Annotated in this window: 15 protein-coding genes and 1 tRNA gene; 8 read left to right on the forward strand and 8 right to left on the reverse strand. The window is 73.1% G+C overall.

The window, feature by feature from the left end; translation table 11 throughout:
• Positions 1-37: 37 nt before the first annotated feature.
• The 3 genes from ACF09E_RS10595 (at position 38) to ACF09E_RS10605 (ending at position 3905) form a co-directional block, all read left to right on the forward strand.
• Positions 38-1096, forward strand: coding sequence for an ATP-dependent DNA ligase (locus tag ACF09E_RS10595; RefSeq protein WP_392204800.1), 1059 nt, complete (start codon positions 38-40; stop codon positions 1094-1096).
• A 356-nt stretch (positions 1097-1452) separates the two neighbouring features.
• A complete protein-coding gene (locus ACF09E_RS10600) occupies positions 1453-1704 on the forward strand; it encodes a hypothetical protein (protein ID WP_073904246.1) in 252 nt (83 codons plus the stop codon).
• Between the two features lie 86 nt (positions 1705-1790).
• The gene (locus ACF09E_RS10605) at positions 1791-3905 is read left to right on the forward strand and encodes an MDR family MFS transporter (RefSeq protein WP_392204801.1); all 2115 of its coding nucleotides are present in this window, start codon (positions 1791-1793) and stop codon (positions 3903-3905) included.
• 95 nt (positions 3906-4000) lie between these two features.
• On the opposite strand, the gene ACF09E_RS10610 is transcribed toward ACF09E_RS10605, so the two are convergent.
• The gene (locus tag ACF09E_RS10610; protein WP_392204802.1) at positions 4001-4450 is read right to left on the reverse strand and encodes a YchJ family protein; all 450 of its coding nucleotides are present in this window, start codon (positions 4448-4450) and stop codon (positions 4001-4003) included.
• A 195-nt stretch (positions 4451-4645) separates the two neighbouring features.
• On the opposite strand from ACF09E_RS10610, the gene ACF09E_RS10615 reads away from it, so the two are divergent.
• The gene (locus tag ACF09E_RS10615) at positions 4646-5989 is read left to right on the forward strand and encodes a 6-phospho-beta-glucosidase (protein WP_392204803.1); all 1344 of its coding nucleotides are present in this window, start codon (positions 4646-4648) and stop codon (positions 5987-5989) included.
• Positions 5990-6080: 91 nt separating this feature from the next.
• The gene (locus tag ACF09E_RS10620; RefSeq protein WP_392204804.1) at positions 6081-7967 is read left to right on the forward strand and encodes a M64 family metallopeptidase; all 1887 of its coding nucleotides are present in this window, start codon (positions 6081-6083) and stop codon (positions 7965-7967) included.
• Between the two features lie 91 nt (positions 7968-8058).
• Here the strand turns inward: ACF09E_RS10620 and ACF09E_RS10625 are convergent, their stop codons facing one another.
• From ACF09E_RS10625 to ACF09E_RS10635, 3 genes are all read right to left on the reverse strand, one after another.
• Entirely contained in the window at positions 8059-8877 is an 819-nt protein-coding gene (locus ACF09E_RS10625; protein WP_361850882.1) for an SAM-dependent methyltransferase, read from the reverse strand.
• A gap of 74 nt (positions 8878-8951) precedes the next feature.
• A complete protein-coding gene (locus ACF09E_RS10630) occupies positions 8952-9188 on the reverse strand; it encodes a DUF397 domain-containing protein (protein ID WP_015037566.1) in 237 nt (78 codons plus the stop codon).
• Positions 9189-10064 (reverse strand): helix-turn-helix domain-containing protein, encoded by an 876-nt coding sequence (locus ACF09E_RS10635; protein WP_388795860.1) that lies wholly within the window; start codon positions 10062-10064, stop codon positions 9189-9191.
• A 264-nt stretch (positions 10065-10328) separates the two neighbouring features.
• On the opposite strand from ACF09E_RS10635, the gene ACF09E_RS10640 reads away from it, so the two are divergent.
• From ACF09E_RS10640 to ACF09E_RS10650, 3 genes are all read left to right on the forward strand, one after another.
• Positions 10329-10766, forward strand: a complete 438-nt coding sequence (locus tag ACF09E_RS10640) for an ATP-binding protein (RefSeq protein ID WP_392204805.1) — start codon at positions 10329-10331, stop codon at positions 10764-10766.
• A gap of 38 nt (positions 10767-10804) precedes the next feature.
• On the forward strand, positions 10805-11248 hold the full coding sequence (locus tag ACF09E_RS10645) for a hypothetical protein (RefSeq protein ID WP_392205014.1): 444 nt from the start codon (positions 10805-10807) through the stop codon (positions 11246-11248).
• A gap of 146 nt (positions 11249-11394) precedes the next feature.
• On the forward strand, positions 11395-12105 hold the full coding sequence (locus ACF09E_RS10650) for a class I SAM-dependent methyltransferase (RefSeq protein ID WP_392204806.1): 711 nt from the start codon (positions 11395-11397) through the stop codon (positions 12103-12105).
• 58 nt (positions 12106-12163) lie between these two features.
• Here ACF09E_RS10650 and ACF09E_RS10655 read toward each other — a convergent pair.
• From ACF09E_RS10655 to eboE, 4 genes are all read right to left on the reverse strand, one after another.
• A tRNA-Leu gene (locus ACF09E_RS10655) sits at positions 12164-12251 on the reverse strand.
• Between the two features lie 223 nt (positions 12252-12474).
• The gene (locus ACF09E_RS10660) at positions 12475-13536 is read right to left on the reverse strand and encodes a sugar phosphate isomerase/epimerase family protein (protein ID WP_392204807.1); all 1062 of its coding nucleotides are present in this window, start codon (positions 13534-13536) and stop codon (positions 12475-12477) included.
• A gap of 123 nt (positions 13537-13659) precedes the next feature.
• Positions 13660-15081, reverse strand: a complete 1422-nt coding sequence (locus ACF09E_RS10665; RefSeq protein ID WP_392204808.1) for an alkaline phosphatase family protein — start codon at positions 15079-15081, stop codon at positions 13660-13662.
• Positions 15078-16319: a metabolite traffic protein EboE gene (eboE, locus tag ACF09E_RS10670; RefSeq protein WP_392204809.1), complete on the reverse strand. Its 1242-nt coding sequence runs from the start codon at positions 16317-16319 to the stop codon at positions 15078-15080. Before eboE ends, ACF09E_RS10665 begins: the two co-directional genes overlap by 4 nt.
• Position 16320 lies beyond the last annotated feature (1 nt).

Raw genomic sequence — 16320 nt, forward strand, 5'->3', positions numbered from 1 at the left:
GCTCGCCGACAACTCCCGCATACCGGACAATCGGCTCATGGATCTTCCGGTGATGCCGCCCGTGAAACCGATGCTGGCCAAGTCGGTGAAGCGGATCCCGCCCGGGATGCAGTACGAGGCGAAGTGGGACGGCTTCCGCGCGATCGTGCACCGGGACGGGCCGGAGCTCGTCATCGGCAGCCGTACGGGCAAGCCGCTCACCCGCTACTTCCCCGAGTTGGTGGAGGCGCTCGCGGCCCGGCTGCCGGAGCGCTGCGTGGTCGACGGCGAGATCGTCGTGGAGCACGGCGGGCACCTGGACTTCGACCGGCTCAGCGAGCGGATCCATCCGGCGGAGTCCCGGGTCCGGATGCTCGCCGAGAAGACCCCGGCGCTGTTCGTGGCCTTCGACCTGCTCGCCGTCGGCGACGAGTCCCTGCTCGACACGCCGCTGGCCGAGCGGCGGGAGGCCCTGGAGCGGATGCTCGCCGGCGTGGACGCGCCCGTGCACCTCGCGCCCGCGACCCGGGACGCGGAGCTGGCCGCCCGCTGGTTCGAGCAGTACGAGGGAGCGGGCCTCGACGGGGTCGTGGCCAAGCCGCTCGACCTGCCGTACCGGCCGGACGCGCGCCTCATGTACAAGATCAAGCACGAGCGGACGGCGGACGTCGTGGTGGCCGGCTACCGCTTCCACAAGAGCGGGCCGGTGGTCGGCTCGCTGCTCCTCGGTCTGTACGACGACCGGGGCTCCCTCCAGCACGTCGGCGTGTGCGCGGCGTTCACCGCGCTGCGGCGGGCCGAGCTCGTCGAGGAGCTCGAACCCCTCCGGATGGACCCGCCCGACGGGCACCCCTGGGCGGCGTGGGCGGAGGAGGCGGCACACGCGGGCGCGCGGCTGCCGGGCGCGCCGAGCCGCTGGTCGGGGAAGAAGGACCTGTCCTGGGTGGCGCTGCGGCCCGAGCGGGTCTGCGAGGTCGGGTACGACCACATGGAGGGCGACCGGTTCCGGCACACGGCGCAGTTCAAGCGGTGGCGCCCGGACCGGACGCCGGAGTCCTGCGGATACGGACAGCTGGACGAGCCGGTCTCGTACGACCTGTCGGAGATCCTGACATAGTGTCCGGACGCTGTCCGGAGGGCGCCGGTCCGCCGAGTGAGATGCGGCACACTCCCCAGGGCTCCCGGCGCCGCCAACCACCCTCGATCGGCCATGCGTTCGTCGCACGTACGGCCGATACGCAGGGACGGTGCACAATCCCGCGGCCACGAGCCGTGCCCGTACCTGCGGGAACGCCCCCACAGGCGTCACGGGGGCGCACCGGGTCTTCCGCCGGACCGTCCGTGCGCCCCTCCGGAGCGCCGTCGCGTCGTTGCCCCACCGCGACATCGCCGTGCCGGAACCCGTACGGCGATCCGGTACGTATGGAGGGCTGAACCCTTCCGAATGCTTCCCGGACCCACTAGGACTGACCCGTGATCACCTCGCCCTCGCGCCTCGTACCCGTCCCGATCCCCGACCGTGTGGCCGCGCTGATCGGCTCCTGCCTGCCGCTGCACGTCCTCCAGGCCGAGATCGACGCGGACTGCGCGGCGCGCGAGGTGTACCGCTTCCGGGGGCCGCTCTGCGCGGAGGACCGGGCCGACCGGGAGCACGCGCTCTCCGCGCTCGCGCGGGCCAACAAGATCCTCGCCAAGCACCACCCCAAGCTGCCCGTCACGCCCTGACGAGTCCGGCCGGCGCCGTCCCCGCCGGTCCGCCGTTCGGCCGACCCCCGCATGCACCCGGTCGGGGCCGGTGTGACGCTGCGAGAGTGACCACGACCAGCGACGCAGCGCCCGCGCCCCCGGCCGCCACCGAGCCTCCCGTGCTCGACCGCCGCCGCCGCAACATCGTCTTCGGCACGATCATGCTGGGTGTCCTCCTCGCCGCGCTCGACCAGACGATCGTCGGCACCGCCCTGCCCACGATCGTCTCGGACCTCGGCGGCGCCGCCCACATGTCGTGGGTGGTCACCTCCTACCTGCTGGCCGAGACGGTCGCGACCGTGCTGGTCGGCAAGTTCGGCGACCTGTTCGGCCGCAAGGTGATCTTCCAGATCTCGGCGGTCGTCTTCATCACCGGATCGTTCCTCTGCGGACTCGCCACCAACATGACGCTGCTGATCGTCTGGCGCGGCCTCCAGGGGGTCGGCGCGGGCGGTCTGATGGTCACCTCGATGGCGCTGATCGCCGATGTGATCCCGCTGCGCGAGCGCGGCAAGTACCAGGGTGCGATCGGGGCGGTGTTCGGGGTCTCCACCGTCATCGGCCCGCTGCTCGGCGGCCTGTTCACCGACCACCTCAGCTGGCGCTGGGCCTTCTACGTCAACGTGCCCATCGCGATCCTGGTCGTGATCGCCGCGGCCCGCACGATCCCCTCCGTGCGGTCGGCGAGCAAGCCGGTGATCGACTACGCGGGCATCGCGCTGGTCGCCGCCGGCGCCAGCGCGCTGATCCTGGCGACCAGTTGGGGCGGCAACGAGTACGCCTGGACGTCCGGGGTCATCATCGGGCTGTTCGCCGGCGGCGTCGTCGCGCTCGGTCTGTTCTGCTGGGTGGAGACCCGGGCGGCCGAGCCCATGCTGCCCATGCGGCTGTTCGGCAACCCGGTCTTCACCGTCTGCTCGGTGCTGAGCTTCGTCGTCGGCTTCGCCATGCTCGGCGCCATGACGTTCCTGCCGACGTACCTCCAGTACGTCGACGGAGACTCGGCGACCGTCTCCGGAATCCGCACCCTGCCGATGGTCGTCGGTCTGCTCATCGCCTCGATCTTCAGCGGAAACGTGGTCAGCAAGACCGGCCACTACCGGACGTTCCCGATCGTCGGCTGCCTGGTGATGGGCCTCGGGCTCTACCTCCTGTCGCTGATGGAACCGGGGACCGGCACCTGGCTCGCGTCGCTGTACATGTTCGTGCTGGGCGTCGGCATCGGCCTGTGCATGCAGGTCCTCACCATCGCCGTGCAGAACACGGTCGAGTACGCCGACCTCGGCACCGCCACCTCGGGCGTCACCTTCTTCCGCACCCTCGGCAGCTCGTTCGGGACCGCGGTCTTCGGCACGATCTACGTCAACTCCCTCACGCCCAACCTCCGGACCGGCGTCGCCGAGGCCTCGGCCGTGGCCGCGGGCCAGGGACTGGACCCGGCGGCCGTCGCACGGGCGGCGCAGAGCCCGGACGGGGTGCACGGGCTGCCGGAGCAGGTCGCGGAGCCCATCGTCAACGCCTACGCCGACACGCTCCACACCGTCTTCCTCTGGACGGTCCCGGTCGCCGCCGTCGGCTTCGTCGTCGCGCTCTTCCTCAAGCAGGTGACGCTCCGCGACTCGGCCCGGGCCGCCGCACCCGACATGGGCGAGGGCTTCTCCTCCCCGACCTCGTCGGGCGACTCCGCCCAGCACCTCGAACTGGCCGTGGGCAGGATCATGCGCCGGATCGACCTCGCCACCGCGCGGCGGATCCTCGACACCTCCGACACCCGGCTCGACACGGCCGGCGCGTGGGCGGTCATGCAGGTCGAGCTCTACACACGGACGGTCGGCCACGCGAGTCTGGGGCTCATCTCGGCGGGCCGGCGGGTCCCGCCCGAGGTACTGCTGCCGGTCTTCGACCGGATGGTCGACGAGGGGTTCCTGACCCGCGACGGACACCTGCTCTCCCACACGCCGGCCGGCAAGCGCGAGGCGGACGTCATCACGCACGCGTGGGGCGACTGGCTGTCCGACCGCGTCGAGCAGGAGATCGGCCGGCCCAGCGGACCCGAACTGCGGGTGGCGACGGACGCCATCGCCAAGAAGGTCGTCGCCGAGGACCTCGCGAACGGACTCCCCGACCGGTCGCTCGACCGCGACGGCGGGCGCGCCCTGACCCGGACGACGGGAGCCTGAGCCGGGGCCGGAGGCCGGGGCCGAGGTGGAGGCCGGGGCGGAGGCCGGGGCCGCACGGCAACGGACCGCGCCCGGCCACCGGTCACCCCCGGCGGCTACGCGTCGACGTCCCCGTCCACGTACACCCAGGCGCCCTCGTGGCGGGCGAAGCGGCTCCGCTCGCGCATCGCGCCGGACTCGCCGCCGTGGACGTAGCGGGCGGTGAAGGTGACGGTGCCGTGCTGGTGGAAGGCGGTGCCGTCGGTGGCCGACTCGATCTCCAGGCCCGTCCAGCGCATCCCCGGGTCGAAGTCGACCGCGCCGGGGCGGGTCTCCGGTGCCCAGCTGCGCAGCAGATAGGCCTCGTCGCGGACGACGAAGGCGCTGTAGCGGGAGCGCATGAGCAGCTCGGCGGTCGGCGCGCCGCCGCCCGTCCCCGAGTGGAACCGGCCGCAGCACGCACCGTACGCGGCGTCGAGGCCGCACGGGCAGGGTGACTCCGGGGTGACGGAGGGCGCGGCCGGACGGGCCGGGGCGGTACGGGGGCGGGTCTTGCGTCGGGACATGCCGCCATTGTCTCCCACCGGGTGGACGGCGCCGTCGAGCGGTGGGGCGGGACGGAGGCCGGCGGGACAGGCGGGCGCGGCGGGGATACGGCGGGCCGGCGGGCGAGGGGCCGGGGCGCCCGGCATGTGGACGGCCGGGTGGACGCCGGAGCCGGATCCCGCTGCTCAGGGGGCGGGTCCGAGTAGCGTACGGGCATGAAACTGACGATTCTCGGAGGCGGCGGGTTCCGGGTACCGCTGGTGTACGGCGCTCTCCTCGGCGACCGCGCCGAGGGGCGGGTCACCCGTGTCACCCTGTACGACCTCGACGCGGGGCGGCTCTCGGCGATCGCCCGGGTCCTCGCGGAGCAGGGCGCCGGGGTGCCGGACGCGCCGGCCGTCACGGCGACGACCGATCTGGACGAGGCGCTGCGGGGCGCCGACTTCGTGTTCTCCGCGATCCGCGTCGGCGGACTCGAAGGCCGGGCCGCGGACGAGCGGATCGCGCTGGCCGAGGGCGTGCTCGGCCAGGAGACGGTGGGCGCCGGCGGCATCGCGTACGGGCTGCGGACCGTGCCGGTCGCGGTGCACATCGCGCGCCGGATCGCCGAACTCGCCCCGGACGCCTGGGTCATCAACTTCACCAACCCGGCCGGGCTCGTCACCGAGGCGATGTCGCGGATCCTCGGCGACCGGGTCGTCGGCATCTGCGACTCCCCCGTCGGACTGGGCCGCCGGGTCGCCCGCATCCTGGGGGCCGACCCGGACCGGGCCTCGATCGACTACGTGGGGCTCAACCACCTCGGCTGGCTGCGGGGCCTCAGGATCGACGGCCGGGACGAGCTGCCCCGGCTGCTCGCCGACGAGAAGGCGCTCGGTTCCTTCGAGGAGGGCAGGCTCTTCGGACCGGAGTGGCTGCGGTCCCTGGGCGCGATCCCCAACGAGTACCTGCACTACTACTACTTCAACCGGGAGGCCGTGGCGGCCTACCGGTCGGCCGGGCGGACCCGCGGCGCCTACCTCCGCGACCAGCAGGGCGCGTTCTACGAGGAGATGGGCAGGCCGGACACCCCGGCGCTCGCCGCCTGGCACCGTACGCTCGCCGACCGCGAGGCCACCTACATGGCGGCCAACCGGGAGGCCGCCGGGATCGGGGAGCGCGACGAGGAGGACCTGGAGTCCGGCGGCTACGAGAAGGTGGCCCTGGCGCTGATGCGGGCCATCGCGCGGGGGGAGCGGGCGACGCTCATCCTCAACGTGCGCAACGGCACGACCCTCTCCGCGCTCGACACGGACGCCGTGATCGAGGTCCCCTGCTTCGTGGACGCGAACGGCGCCCATCCGGTCGCGGTGTCCCCTCTGCCGTACCACGCGGTCGGCCTGGTGACCGCCGTGAAGGCGGTGGAGCGGGAGGTCCTGGCGGCGGCGGAGAGCGGCTCGCGGGCGACCGCCGTCAAGGCCTTCGCCCTGCACCCGCTGGTCGACTCGGTGGCGGTGGCCCGCCGCCTGGTGGAGGGGTACACCGCGGAGCACGCGGGCCTGGCCTATCTACGGCACTGAGAAGGCCGCGGACCGCGGCGCGGCCGTCGTCGCGTCGAACGGCGGGCGAACGGCTTTACGCGGGCGGGGGCGCGGCCTAGGCTCGCGCCCCATGACCTCACAGCGCACGGGAGTTCGACGAGAGGTGGCCCGCGTCCTCGCGGTCTGCCTGCTGGCCGCCGGCCTGGTGGGAACCGTCCCGGCGGCCGCCGGGACGCCGACGCCCGCCGACGGTCCGGCCGTCGTCCCCGTGCAGAGCACCGGACCCGCGGACCGGCGGTTCAACCTGGTGTTCATGGGCGACGGCTACACCGCGGCGGAGCTGCCGGCGTTCCGGGCGGACCTCGACCGGCACCTGAACACCCTGTGGAGCATCGAGCCCTTCGCCTCCTACCGCTCGTACATCAACGTCTGGGCGGTCGAGGTCCCTTCGGCCGAGTCGGGGGTGGACTGCGACCCCGGCCTGGACGCCCCCGCCCGTGACACGGCCCTCGACATGGGATTCTGGGGCGGCTGCGATCCGGGCAGTGTGCAGCGGCTGCTGACCGTCGACAGCCGGAAGGCCGCCGCGCTCGCCGACCTCGTCCCCGGCACGAGCGCCGCCAACCGGCAGGTCGTGGCCCTCGCCCACAGCTCCACCTACGGCGGCGCGGGCGGCGGTTACGCCACCGCGTCCGGCGGCAACGCGCTCTCCTCGCTCATCACGCCGCACGAGATCGGCCATTCGCTCGGCGGCCTCCAGGACGAGTACGACTACTACGCGCGGGGCGTCCCCGGCGATACGTACTCCGGGCCCGAGCCCTCCTCCCCGCACCACACGCTGCTGACGGAGCGGCAGATGCGCGACCGGCGCGCCAAGTGGTGGCGCTGGCTCGGCGAGGAGAGCGAGTCCGGCGGAGTCATCGGCCGCCACGAAAGCGGGATGTACCGCACGAAGGGCGTGTGGCGGCCGAGCCGGCACTCCCTGATGAAGACCCTCGGCTACGCCTTCGACCAGGTCGAGCGCGAGGTGATGGTCAAGGCGATCTCCGCCAAGGTGAACCTGGTCCAGGACCACACGCCCGACACGGCCCCGATCGGGGCCGACCGGACGGTCTGGGTGGACACCCTCCACCCGGTGGGCGGCGCGCTCGCCGTGACCTGGCGCCTGGACGGGCGGGCGCTGCCCACGCGCGGGGCCCGCAGCGTCGATCTGCGCCGCCTGCGGCTCTCCCCCGGGCCGCACACCCTCACCGCGACCGTCACGGACCCGACGCCCTTCGTACGCGACCCGGCGGTCCGCGCGTCGGCGGCTCTCACCCGTACCGTCACCTGGACCGTGGACCCGTCGCTCACCACGGCGCGCGACGGGCCGGTTCCGGCGTTCACCGGGCACACCCCGCTCGGCGCTCCCGTCGGGGCCCGGTCGGTGGTCCACGCGGACACCACGCATCCGGTGGACCGCACTCCGGCCGTGCGCTGGCGCCTTGACGGCCGGCCCGTCGCGACCGGCCCCAACGACCGTGACCTGGACCTGCGTTCGCTCGCGGTGAGTACGGGCACCCACACCCTGACCGCCCGCATCGCGGGGACGGACGAGGAGTTGACCTGGACCGTGGACGCCCGGCCGGCCGCGGTCTCGTACGAACTCTCCGCGCCGTTGCGCACGGTGGGGCGGCACGGGCGGCCCGTGGAGTACGTGTACGACGGGCCGTTCACGATGAGGCTGACCGCGCGGGACGACCAGGAGGGCGCGGTGGTCAGCCAGTTCCGGGTGGACGGCGACGGCTGGTACACGTACTACGGCTGGCCGACGGACGCGGACGCGCCGTTCCGCTTCACCCCCGGCGGCACGGTGATCGACGACCTCGTGTACGGGAAGCTGGGCCGGAGCCGCGCGGTGCCCTGGGACGACGCGACGCCCGACTACGGCACCCACCGGATCGAGTACCGCACCGTCGACGCGGCCGGCAACATCAGCCGGCCGCGGGAGTTCCTGGTGACGCTCGTCGAGCCGTGATCCTCGTCGAGCCGTGACGCTCCCGGCGGACGCGGGACACGGGTGAGGCCCCGCCGACTCGGTCGGCGGGGCCTCACCCGGTGCGGAACGGTCAGGGCTTGCGGGCGACCGCGGCCCATCCGGGGATGGGCTCGTCGCCCGGCACCGGGACCGGCTCGCCGAGCTCCGGGTGCCACTCCGCGGTGAGGGAGACGCCCGGCTCGACGAACTCCAGGCCGTCGAAGAACGCCGCCAGCTCGTCCCGCGACCGGGGCCGCAGGGTCAGCCCCCGCGCCTTGTACATCGCGACCGCCTCGGCCGCGCCCTCGGGGTTGAAGTCCCCGGTGACGTGGGAGAGGACCAGGTAGCTGCCCGGCGCGAGCTGGTCCACGAGCTTGCCGACCAGCTCGTACGCGTTGTCCTCGTCGCCCACGAAGTGCAGCAGGGCGAGCATCGACAGCGCGATGGGCTGGTCGAAGTCAAGGACCTTTCCGGCCCTTTCGAGGATGACCTCGGGCTCGCGGGCGTCCGCCTGGATGTACTCGGTGGCCCCCTGCGGGGTCGAGCGCAGCAGGGCGGCCGCGTGCGCGAGCACGATCGGGTCGTTGTCGCAGTAGACGATGCGGGAGTCCGGGGCGGCCTCCTGCGCGATCTGGTGCAGGTTGGGCTCGGTCGGGATGCCCGTACCGATGTCCAGGTACTGGCGGACGCCGTGGGCGCTGAGCCAGCGGATGGCGCGGTGCATGAAGGCCCGGTTGACGCGGGCCATGTCCCGGCCGCGGGCGTCGACGGTGAGCAGCTGGCGTGCCATCGCCTCGTCGACCGGGTAGTTGTCCTTGCCGCCCAGGAACCAGTCGTACATGCGCGCCGGGTGCGGCGTGCTGGTGTCGATCCGTATCTCACTCCGCGGGGACGCGGGGTCCTGGGTCATCGGCGCTCCTGGTCGGGATGAACGAATGGCACTGCAGCAAGAGTTACGCGACGGTAGGGGTGGTACGGAAGGGGTCAGGTGAGGAGAAAGTCAGCCTGACCGGATTTAGCCCCCTGGATGAATGCCGCGATCTCCCCGTGGGTGTAGATGAGCGCTGGTCCTTCAGGGTCTGCGGACTGTCGCACGGCGACTCTGCCGTCGGCCAGCTTCATGGCCTCCACGCAGTTGCCCCCGTTCCCGCCGCTCCATGGCTTGTGCCAGCCCTCGGCACCGAGCTCAGCGGCGGGCATGCCGTTGTATATGCGATCCATTCACAGCTCCTTGCGGAGATTCCGGAGAACCTCCTTCGTGCGTTGTGCAGTCGCGGCCTGCGCCGCCATGCGGTCCATGACCTCCAGGTGGGATGCCACCTCGGGGCGCGCGTCGAGATAGACGGCGCCGGTCAGGTACTCGCTGTAGACCATGTCCGGGAGTTCGGGCATGGCGAAGCGGAAGAGGACGAACGGTCCGTAGGTGCCGGGGTGGTGGCCGGACGCGAACTCCGCGATCTGCAGGGTGACGTTCGGCAGCTCCGACGCTTCGAGCAGCCGGTCGAGCTGGTCGCGCATCACTTCGGGCCCGGCGCCGACCGGTCGGCGGAACACCGTCTCGTCCATGATCACCCAGAACTTCGGGGCGTCCTCCCTGGTCAACAGGGACTGGCGCTCCATCCGCAGGGCTACATGCCGCTCGGCGTCCTCGTCCTTGGCGGCATCGCTGCCGCCACCGACCGCCCCGCTGCGCAGAATGGCGCGGGCGTAGTCCTCGGTCTGGAGGAGACCGGGGACGAACTGGGGCTCGTACGCCCGGATGAGGCTGGCCGCCCCCTCCAGACTCACGTACATGGAGAACCAGCCGGGCAGCACGTCGTGGAACCGCTGCCACCAGCCGGGGAGATTGGCCTCCTCCGCGAGGGCGATGAACCCCTCCGCCTCGGAGTCCGTGATCCCGTACTCCCTCAGGAGGAGCTGCACGTACGGGATCTTCAGTGCGACTTCGGCGGTCTCCATCCGCCGTACGGTGGCGGGGGCCACCCGGAGGACCTTCGCGGCCTCTTCCCTCTTCAGGCCGGCCCGCTCCCGCAGATCCTGCAGGCGCCTGCCGAGAACGACCTGTCCCACCGTCGGGGCGGACCGCGGCTCGCTCACTCTCAGACCTCCCCGACGCACTGTTTCGACGAGTGTGCCACGAAGCCGAGCCAGAGAGAACACAGCACTCTGGAATTTCCAGAGTGCCACTTGCCAAGTGTCCGACTCAGGAGGACAGTGTTCCGGTGTGAACCAGTACACGCTGCCGCCGTGCGCCCCCGCGCCACGGCGACAGCTTCGTACGGCACTCCTGCCCACTGTTGTGAGGAACCGGTCGTGGCTTCTGGTAACGCGCAGCCTTCAGGTCTCATGAGTCCCCGAGTCATGGCCCCGCGCCCGCAGCCCCAGACCGATACCGATGGCGTCCGCCGCTTCGCCTTCGAGCTCCCCGCCCTCACGTCCTCGGTCGCGCGCGCCCGCAGGCTCGCGGAGGAACGCCTCATCCTCTGGGGCTGCGGCCCCGACATCCGCGACACGGTGGCCCTGATCGTCTCCGAGCTCGTCACCAACGCCGTGGTGCACACCGCGAGCGACCGCTTCATATGCGAGATCCGCGAGGGCGAGGACACCCTCCGGATATCCGTGCGCGACGAGGGCGGTCCGGCCGACCCCCGGATACGCGACTGCGGCGAGGACGAGCGGGGCCGCGGTCTCCTCATCGTCGACGCGCTCTGCACCGCCTGGGGCGCCGACCGCACCGGACACGGCACCGCCCAGGTCGTCTGGGCCGAGCTGGCCCACGGCATGGGGGAAACGTGCTGAGGTCCAGGAGTGCCCGCACGATCCCCCTGCTCCCCGGAATCCGCGGCCCCCTCCCCGGCGACCGCCTGCCGGACCCCCGCCGCGCCCCCGACCTCCTCGGCGCCGGCCGCCCCCGCGAACTGGCCGCGACCCGCCTCGCCGTCCCCGTCGGCCTCCGCACCGGCCTCGGCTGCGACGCCGTCGGCGTCCCCGCCCGCTTCGGCTTCAAGATCCTCTCCCGGCTCCCCTCCAAGGGCTGCGTCTACGCGGACTCCGACTGGTGGTGGTGGCTGGTGCCGGCCGGCTCCGACCACGACGTCAGCTGGCCCCTGCCCGCCTGCTACGCACCGGGCGCCGAGATCCCCGACCGCCGCCCGCGCCTCATCCACCACCCGGACGGCACCTCGCCCTACACCCCGCCCATCCCGCTCTACCTGCTGGTCTGCCAGCTGACGGGCATCGCCCCCTCCTGGGCCGGCCCCCCGGTGGGCAGTGCCCTCTGACCCGGCCTGCCCCTCGTTGGGCAGCACGCTCCGACCCGGCCCGGCCCCTCGGGCCGGCCGCGTCCGCCCTCCGCTCCCGGCCGGCGGCGTCCCGGGCCCGGGCGATCCCCGCCCCGGGCGGCCCCCGAGCGCATAGGGTCGGAGGCATGTTCACCCCGCAGGGCCCCAGCCTCCGCGAGCTGACCGCCCAGGCCCTCTCCTCCGTCGAGCACGGCTACGACCTGCTCGCGGACAAGTTCGACGCGACCCCGTTCCGCACCTCCGACCGCCTCCTCGGCGCGGTCTCCCACACACTGGAGGGCCTCGGCCCCTTCGACTCCGGCCTCGACGTGTGCACCGGCACCGGCGCCGGGCTCGGCGTCCTCCGCTCCGTGTGCGCGGGACCGGTGACCGGCGTGGACTTCAGTACGGGCATGCTCACCCGGGCCCGCGCGGCCCACCCCTCGGCCGGACTGGTCCGCGCCGACGCCCTGGCCCTGCCCTTCGCGCCGGTCTTCGACCTGGCCGTCAGCTTCGGCGCCTTCGGCCACTTCCTGCCGGGCGAGCAGCGCACCCTGTTCCAGCAGGTCCACGCCTCCCTGCGGCCGGGCGGCACGTTCGCCTTCCCCGTCGGGGCGCCGCCCCGGGTCGGCTCCCGCCTCTACTGGATGCTGTGGGGCTTCGACGCCACGATGCGGGTCCGCAACGCCCTGTGGCGCCCGCCCTTCGTCATGTACTACCGCACCTTCCGCCTCGCCGACGTCCGCCGCCGCCTGGAGGACGCGGGCTTCGAGGTCGGCCTCGCCCCCGTGACCCCCCTGGGCACCCGCGAGGGCGGCAGCCCGCGCTGCCGCCTGGTCGTGGCACGTAAGGCGTGACGGACCGGCCCCCACTACGCGAAATGCCGGTCGATACGAGATCGACCGGCATTTCCACTGGTGTCCGAGGGGGGACTTGAACCCCCACGCCCGATAAAGGGCACTAGCACCTCAAGCTAGCGCGTCTGCCATTCCGCCACCCGGACAAGGTGTCTGCCGCTGCGGGTTCTCCCCGCGGCGACAGATGTAACTCTACCAGGGGTTCCAGGTGGCTTTCACCAGCGTTTTCCGTGGTCAGTGGGGTGGCGCCGCCTCGCGGCCCACGGGCGGGCGTTGGATCGCGGGACGGTGTGCACGGGGCGCCGCCGTCCGCTCACGGGGAGTGCGGACGGCGGGGGGGTGCGGCGGTGCCGCACCCCCGGTCCGGGGTCAGCGACCGCGCTCGCGCAGCCCGTGCAGGTGGGCGCTGGACTTGCGGGCGAAGGCGAGGGAGTCGACGGGGTTGTCGTGCTCCGCCTGCCAGTGGTGCGCGTGCCGGCCGTGGCGGGTGCGGTTGACCGCCGAGATGAAGCGCCGGTAGTCGATGTCCCCGTCCCCCACGTCCGTCATCCGGTAGCCGTAGGGAACGGCCGTGTCGTCCCGGTCGCCGTCCTTGACGTGGAACAGCGGATAGCGGTCCGGCCGGTCGAGGACGTAGTCGAGCGGGTCGAACGGGGCGGGCGTCCCGTCCGGGCGGACCGAGTAGCGGTACTGGCCGACGTACGCCCAGAAGATGTCCATCTCCAGGTGCACCAGGTCGGGGTCGGTCTCGGCGAGCAGCACGTCGTACAGGCGCACGTCGGGCCGGTCGCTCGCGAAGGAGAACTCCTCCGAGTGGTTGTGCTGGTAGAACTTCATGCCGCGCCTCCTCGCCGCCTCGCCGTACCGGTTGAACTCCTCGGCGCACCGCTTCCACCCGTCGACGGTCGAGCCGTAGCGCCAGGGCCCCGAGGCGGTGCCGATGTGCGGCAGGCCGAGGGCCGCCGCGTCGTCGAGGACGCGGTCGAGGTTCTGCGCGAACGTGTACGCGGCGGGATCGCTCGCGTAGTAGCCGACGTGGCTGCCGATCGGGCGCAGCCCGTGGTCACGGGTGACGCGCTTGAGCTGGGAGAGGCTGATGGGGCCGGCGGATCCCTGGGTGTAGCCGGCGTACTCGACCTCGTCGTATCCGTACTTCTGGAGTTCGGCGAAGACGGCGGCGAAACCGAGGGTCGAGACCTTGTCCCGGAGCGAGTAGAGCTGGATGCCCAGGCGGCCGGGCGGCAGGACGGGGCGGCCGTGCCCGTGGCCCTGGCGGGGGCCCGGGGAGGCGGTGGCCGCGGCCGCGGGGGCCGCCGCGCCGAGGAGCGCGGCGGCGGTCGCGCCGGCGGCGACGCCCAGCATGTTCCGGCGGCTGAGCCGCCGGCCGAGCTCGGGGTCGTCGGAGCCTTGGTTGCGGCGAGGGAAATTCATCTGTGGACAACTCCTTGGCTGTCGGTCGGGGCTGCTTCACTGGATTCGACCGGGGACGTCCGGCCGGGCACTCCGAGGGCGGGGGGCCGGGGCGTTCGGACCGATCCGGCCGGCTGCGCGGGTTCAGCCCGGGGTCTCGGCGATCCCGGCCAGACCGAGCAGCAGCTTCTTCACATCGGTGGCCGCGACGCGGCCGTCCAGGGCACGGGGGGTGGAGCACAGGATGAGCGGACCTTCGTCCTCGTTCGCGGGGAGGCGGCCGTGGCTGCCGCGGAGCGGTGAGGGATCGAGCGGGACGACCGCGAGCCGGTACCGCATACCGAGCTTCTTGCGGGCGATCTCGCGGGCCGCCTTGATCCGTACGTAGGGATCGAGCGGGTCCATGAGGAGTTCCGCGGGGTCGTAGCCGGGTTTGCGGTGGATCTCGACCAGCTGCGCGAAGTCGGGGGCACGGGCGTCGTCGAGCCAGTAGTAGTACGTGAACCAGGCGTCGGGCTCGGCCAGGGCGACCAGTTCCCCCGAGCGCGGATGGTCGAGGCCGTGCTCCTTCTTGCCGACGTCGTCGAGGAGCCGTTCCAGACCGGGCAGCCCGGCGAGCGCCTCCCGCACGGCCGGCAGGTCGGTCGGCCGCCTGACGTAGACGTGGGCGATCTGGTGGTCGGCGACGGCGAACGCCCGGGAGGCCATCGGGTCCAGGTACTCCATGCCGTCCTGGGTGTGGACCTCCAGGAGTCCGGCGCGCCGCAGGGCCCGGTTGATGTCGACCGGCCGCTCGACCCGGGTGATGCCGTACTCGGAGAGCACCACGACCGTGCGGCCCTCGGCGCGCGCCTCCGCGAGGAGCGGCGCGAGGACGGTGTCGAGCGCGGCCGCGGCCCGGAAGGAGCGCGGGTCGTCGGGGCCGTAGCGCTGGAGGTCGTAGTCCAGGTGCGGGACGTAGCAGAGGGCGAGGTCGGGGCGGCGGGTGCGCAGGATGTGGCGGGTGGCGTCGACGATCCAGCGGCTGGAGACGAGGTCGGCGCCGGGGCCCCAGAAGTGGAAGAGGGGGAAGGTGCCGAACCTCTCGGTGAGTTCGTCGTGCAGGGCCGGGGGCCGGGTGTAGCAGTCGGGTTCCTTGCGTCCGTCGGCGTAGTAGACGGGACGGGGGGTGACGGTGATGTCGGTGTCGGCGCCCATCGCGTACCACCAGCAGATGTTGGCGACGGTGTAGTCGGGGTGGCTGCGGCGGGCCGCGTCCCAGAGGCGGTCGCCGGAGACCAGGCCGTTGTGCTGGCGCCACAGCAGGACGTCGCCGAGGTCGCGGAAGTACCAGCCGTTGCCGACGATTCCGTGCTCGGCGGGGAGGGTGCCGGTGAGGAAGGTGGTCTGCGCCGCGCAGGTGACGGCGGGCAGGACGGTGGAGAGCGGGGCCTGGGAGCCGCTGCGGGCGAGGGCGGCCAGGTGCGGCATGTGCGGCAGGAGCCGCGGGGTGAGGCCGACGACGTCGAGGACCAGGAGAGGGGTGGGTGCGGGTGCGGGCGGTGCTGTGGGCGCGGGGTCGGTCATGGGAGTTCCTTGAGGCCGAGGTCGGTCAGCAGGTCGCGGGCCAGGGTCAGTTCGGCGGCGATGCCGTCGGCGAGGCGGGCCCTGGTGCGGGGGCGGCTCTCGGGTGGCAGGGCCTGCCAGGTGTAGGTCTCGACCTCCAGGTGGCGGGTGACCGGGTGCGGGCCGCCGACGAGCAGGGCGAGGGCGTCCTGGAGGACGGGCAGCGTGGAGGTGAGCGGGGGCGCGGGCGGCGCGTGCAGGGGGACGTGGAAGTGAGAGCGCCAGGGGGTGGCGTCGGGCAGGCCGTGCGCGGTCGTGGCCCGGTGTCCGGAGGCGGCGAGCGCCTCGGGGAGGTCGTCGGTGCCGCGGAGGCCGGCGGCGGTCCGGGTGCGGGTCTGGTGGAGGAAGCGGGGTTCGGCGAAGGCGGCGAGCGCGGCCCTGACCTCCGGGAGGTGCGGCTGCTCCGCGTGGAGCGCGGCGGAGAGCTGCGCCTTGGGGACGGGCAGACCGGCGGCGGCGAGCGCGTCCAGGGCGGTGCGCGGGTCCTCGAAGGAGGTCGCGAGGTGGCAGGTGTCGAGGCAGACGCCGATGCGGGGGCCGGGGCCGGCCGTCGGGCCGGGTGCGGGGCCGGGGTGCGGGTGCGCGTCCGGTGCGGTGGTGAGCGCGGCGACGGCGTCGGCGACGGTCTCGACGACGCATCCGGGCTCGGGTTCGAGGCCGATGCGGATGCTCCGGCCGGTGAGCTCCTCCAGGGCGTCGAGGCGTCCGGCGAGGGTCGTCAGGGCGGCGCGGGCGATGGCGGCCGCCTCGGTGTCGAAGGGGGTGCGCCAGGCGAGGGGCAGTGTGGAGACGGAGCCTTCGGTGACGTCCTCGGGGAGCAGGGCGGCGAGGAGGCGGGCGAGGTCGGTGGTGTGCGCGAGGCGGTCGGGGTGGGTCCAGTCGGGCCGGTAGACGCGGTACTTGACCTCGTCGGCGCCGAACCCCTCGTAGGGGAAGCCGTTCAGGGTGACCACTTCGAGTCCCCGGCGGTCGAGTTCGGCGCGGAGGGCGCGGAGCGAGGCCGGGTCGGTGATCAGGGAGCGGGCGGCGTCCCGGGCGAGCCAGAGGCCGATGCCGAGGCGGTCGCGGCCGAGACGTCGGCGGACGGGCTCGCAGTGGTCGCGGAGCTGGGCGAGGACGCCGTCGAGGGTCTCGGCGGGGTGGACGTTGGTGCAGTAGGCGAGGTGGACGGTGGAGCCGTCGGGGTGCCGGAAGCGCATA

This window comes from Streptomyces sp. NPDC014891, from assembly GCF_043081085.1.
Taxonomy (GTDB): domain Bacteria; phylum Actinomycetota; class Actinomycetes; order Streptomycetales; family Streptomycetaceae; genus Streptomyces.

Coding starts and splice junctions, on each gene's coding strand:
- ACF09E_RS10650 (WP_392204806.1), top strand. CDS start 11,395: ATGTTCACCCCGCAGGGCCCCAGCCTCCGCGAGCTGACCGCCCAGGCC.
- ACF09E_RS10660 (WP_392204807.1), bottom strand. CDS start 13,536: ATGAATTTCCCTCGCCGCAACCAAGGCTCCGACGACCCCGAGCTCGGC.
- ACF09E_RS10595 (WP_392204800.1), top strand. CDS start 38: ATGGATCTTCCGGTGATGCCGCCCGTGAAACCGATGCTGGCCAAGTCG.
- ACF09E_RS10625 (WP_361850882.1), bottom strand. CDS start 8,877: ATGACCCAGGACCCCGCGTCCCCGCGGAGTGAGATACGGATCGACACC.
- ACF09E_RS10665 (WP_392204808.1), bottom strand. CDS start 15,081: ATGACCGACCCCGCGCCCACAGCACCGCCCGCACCCGCACCCACCCCT.
- ACF09E_RS10640 (WP_392204805.1), top strand. CDS start 10,329: ATGGCCCCGCGCCCGCAGCCCCAGACCGATACCGATGGCGTCCGCCGC.
- ACF09E_RS10630 (WP_015037566.1), bottom strand. CDS start 9,188: ATGGATCGCATATACAACGGCATGCCCGCCGCTGAGCTCGGTGCCGAG.
- ACF09E_RS10615 (WP_392204803.1), top strand. CDS start 4,646: ATGAAACTGACGATTCTCGGAGGCGGCGGGTTCCGGGTACCGCTGGTG.
- eboE (WP_392204809.1), bottom strand. CDS start 16,319: ATGCGCTTCCGGCACCCCGACGGCTCCACCGTCCACCTCGCCTACTGC.
- ACF09E_RS10620 (WP_392204804.1), top strand. CDS start 6,081: ATGACCTCACAGCGCACGGGAGTTCGACGAGAGGTGGCCCGCGTCCTC.
- ACF09E_RS10610 (WP_392204802.1), bottom strand. CDS start 4,450: ATGTCCCGACGCAAGACCCGCCCCCGTACCGCCCCGGCCCGTCCGGCC.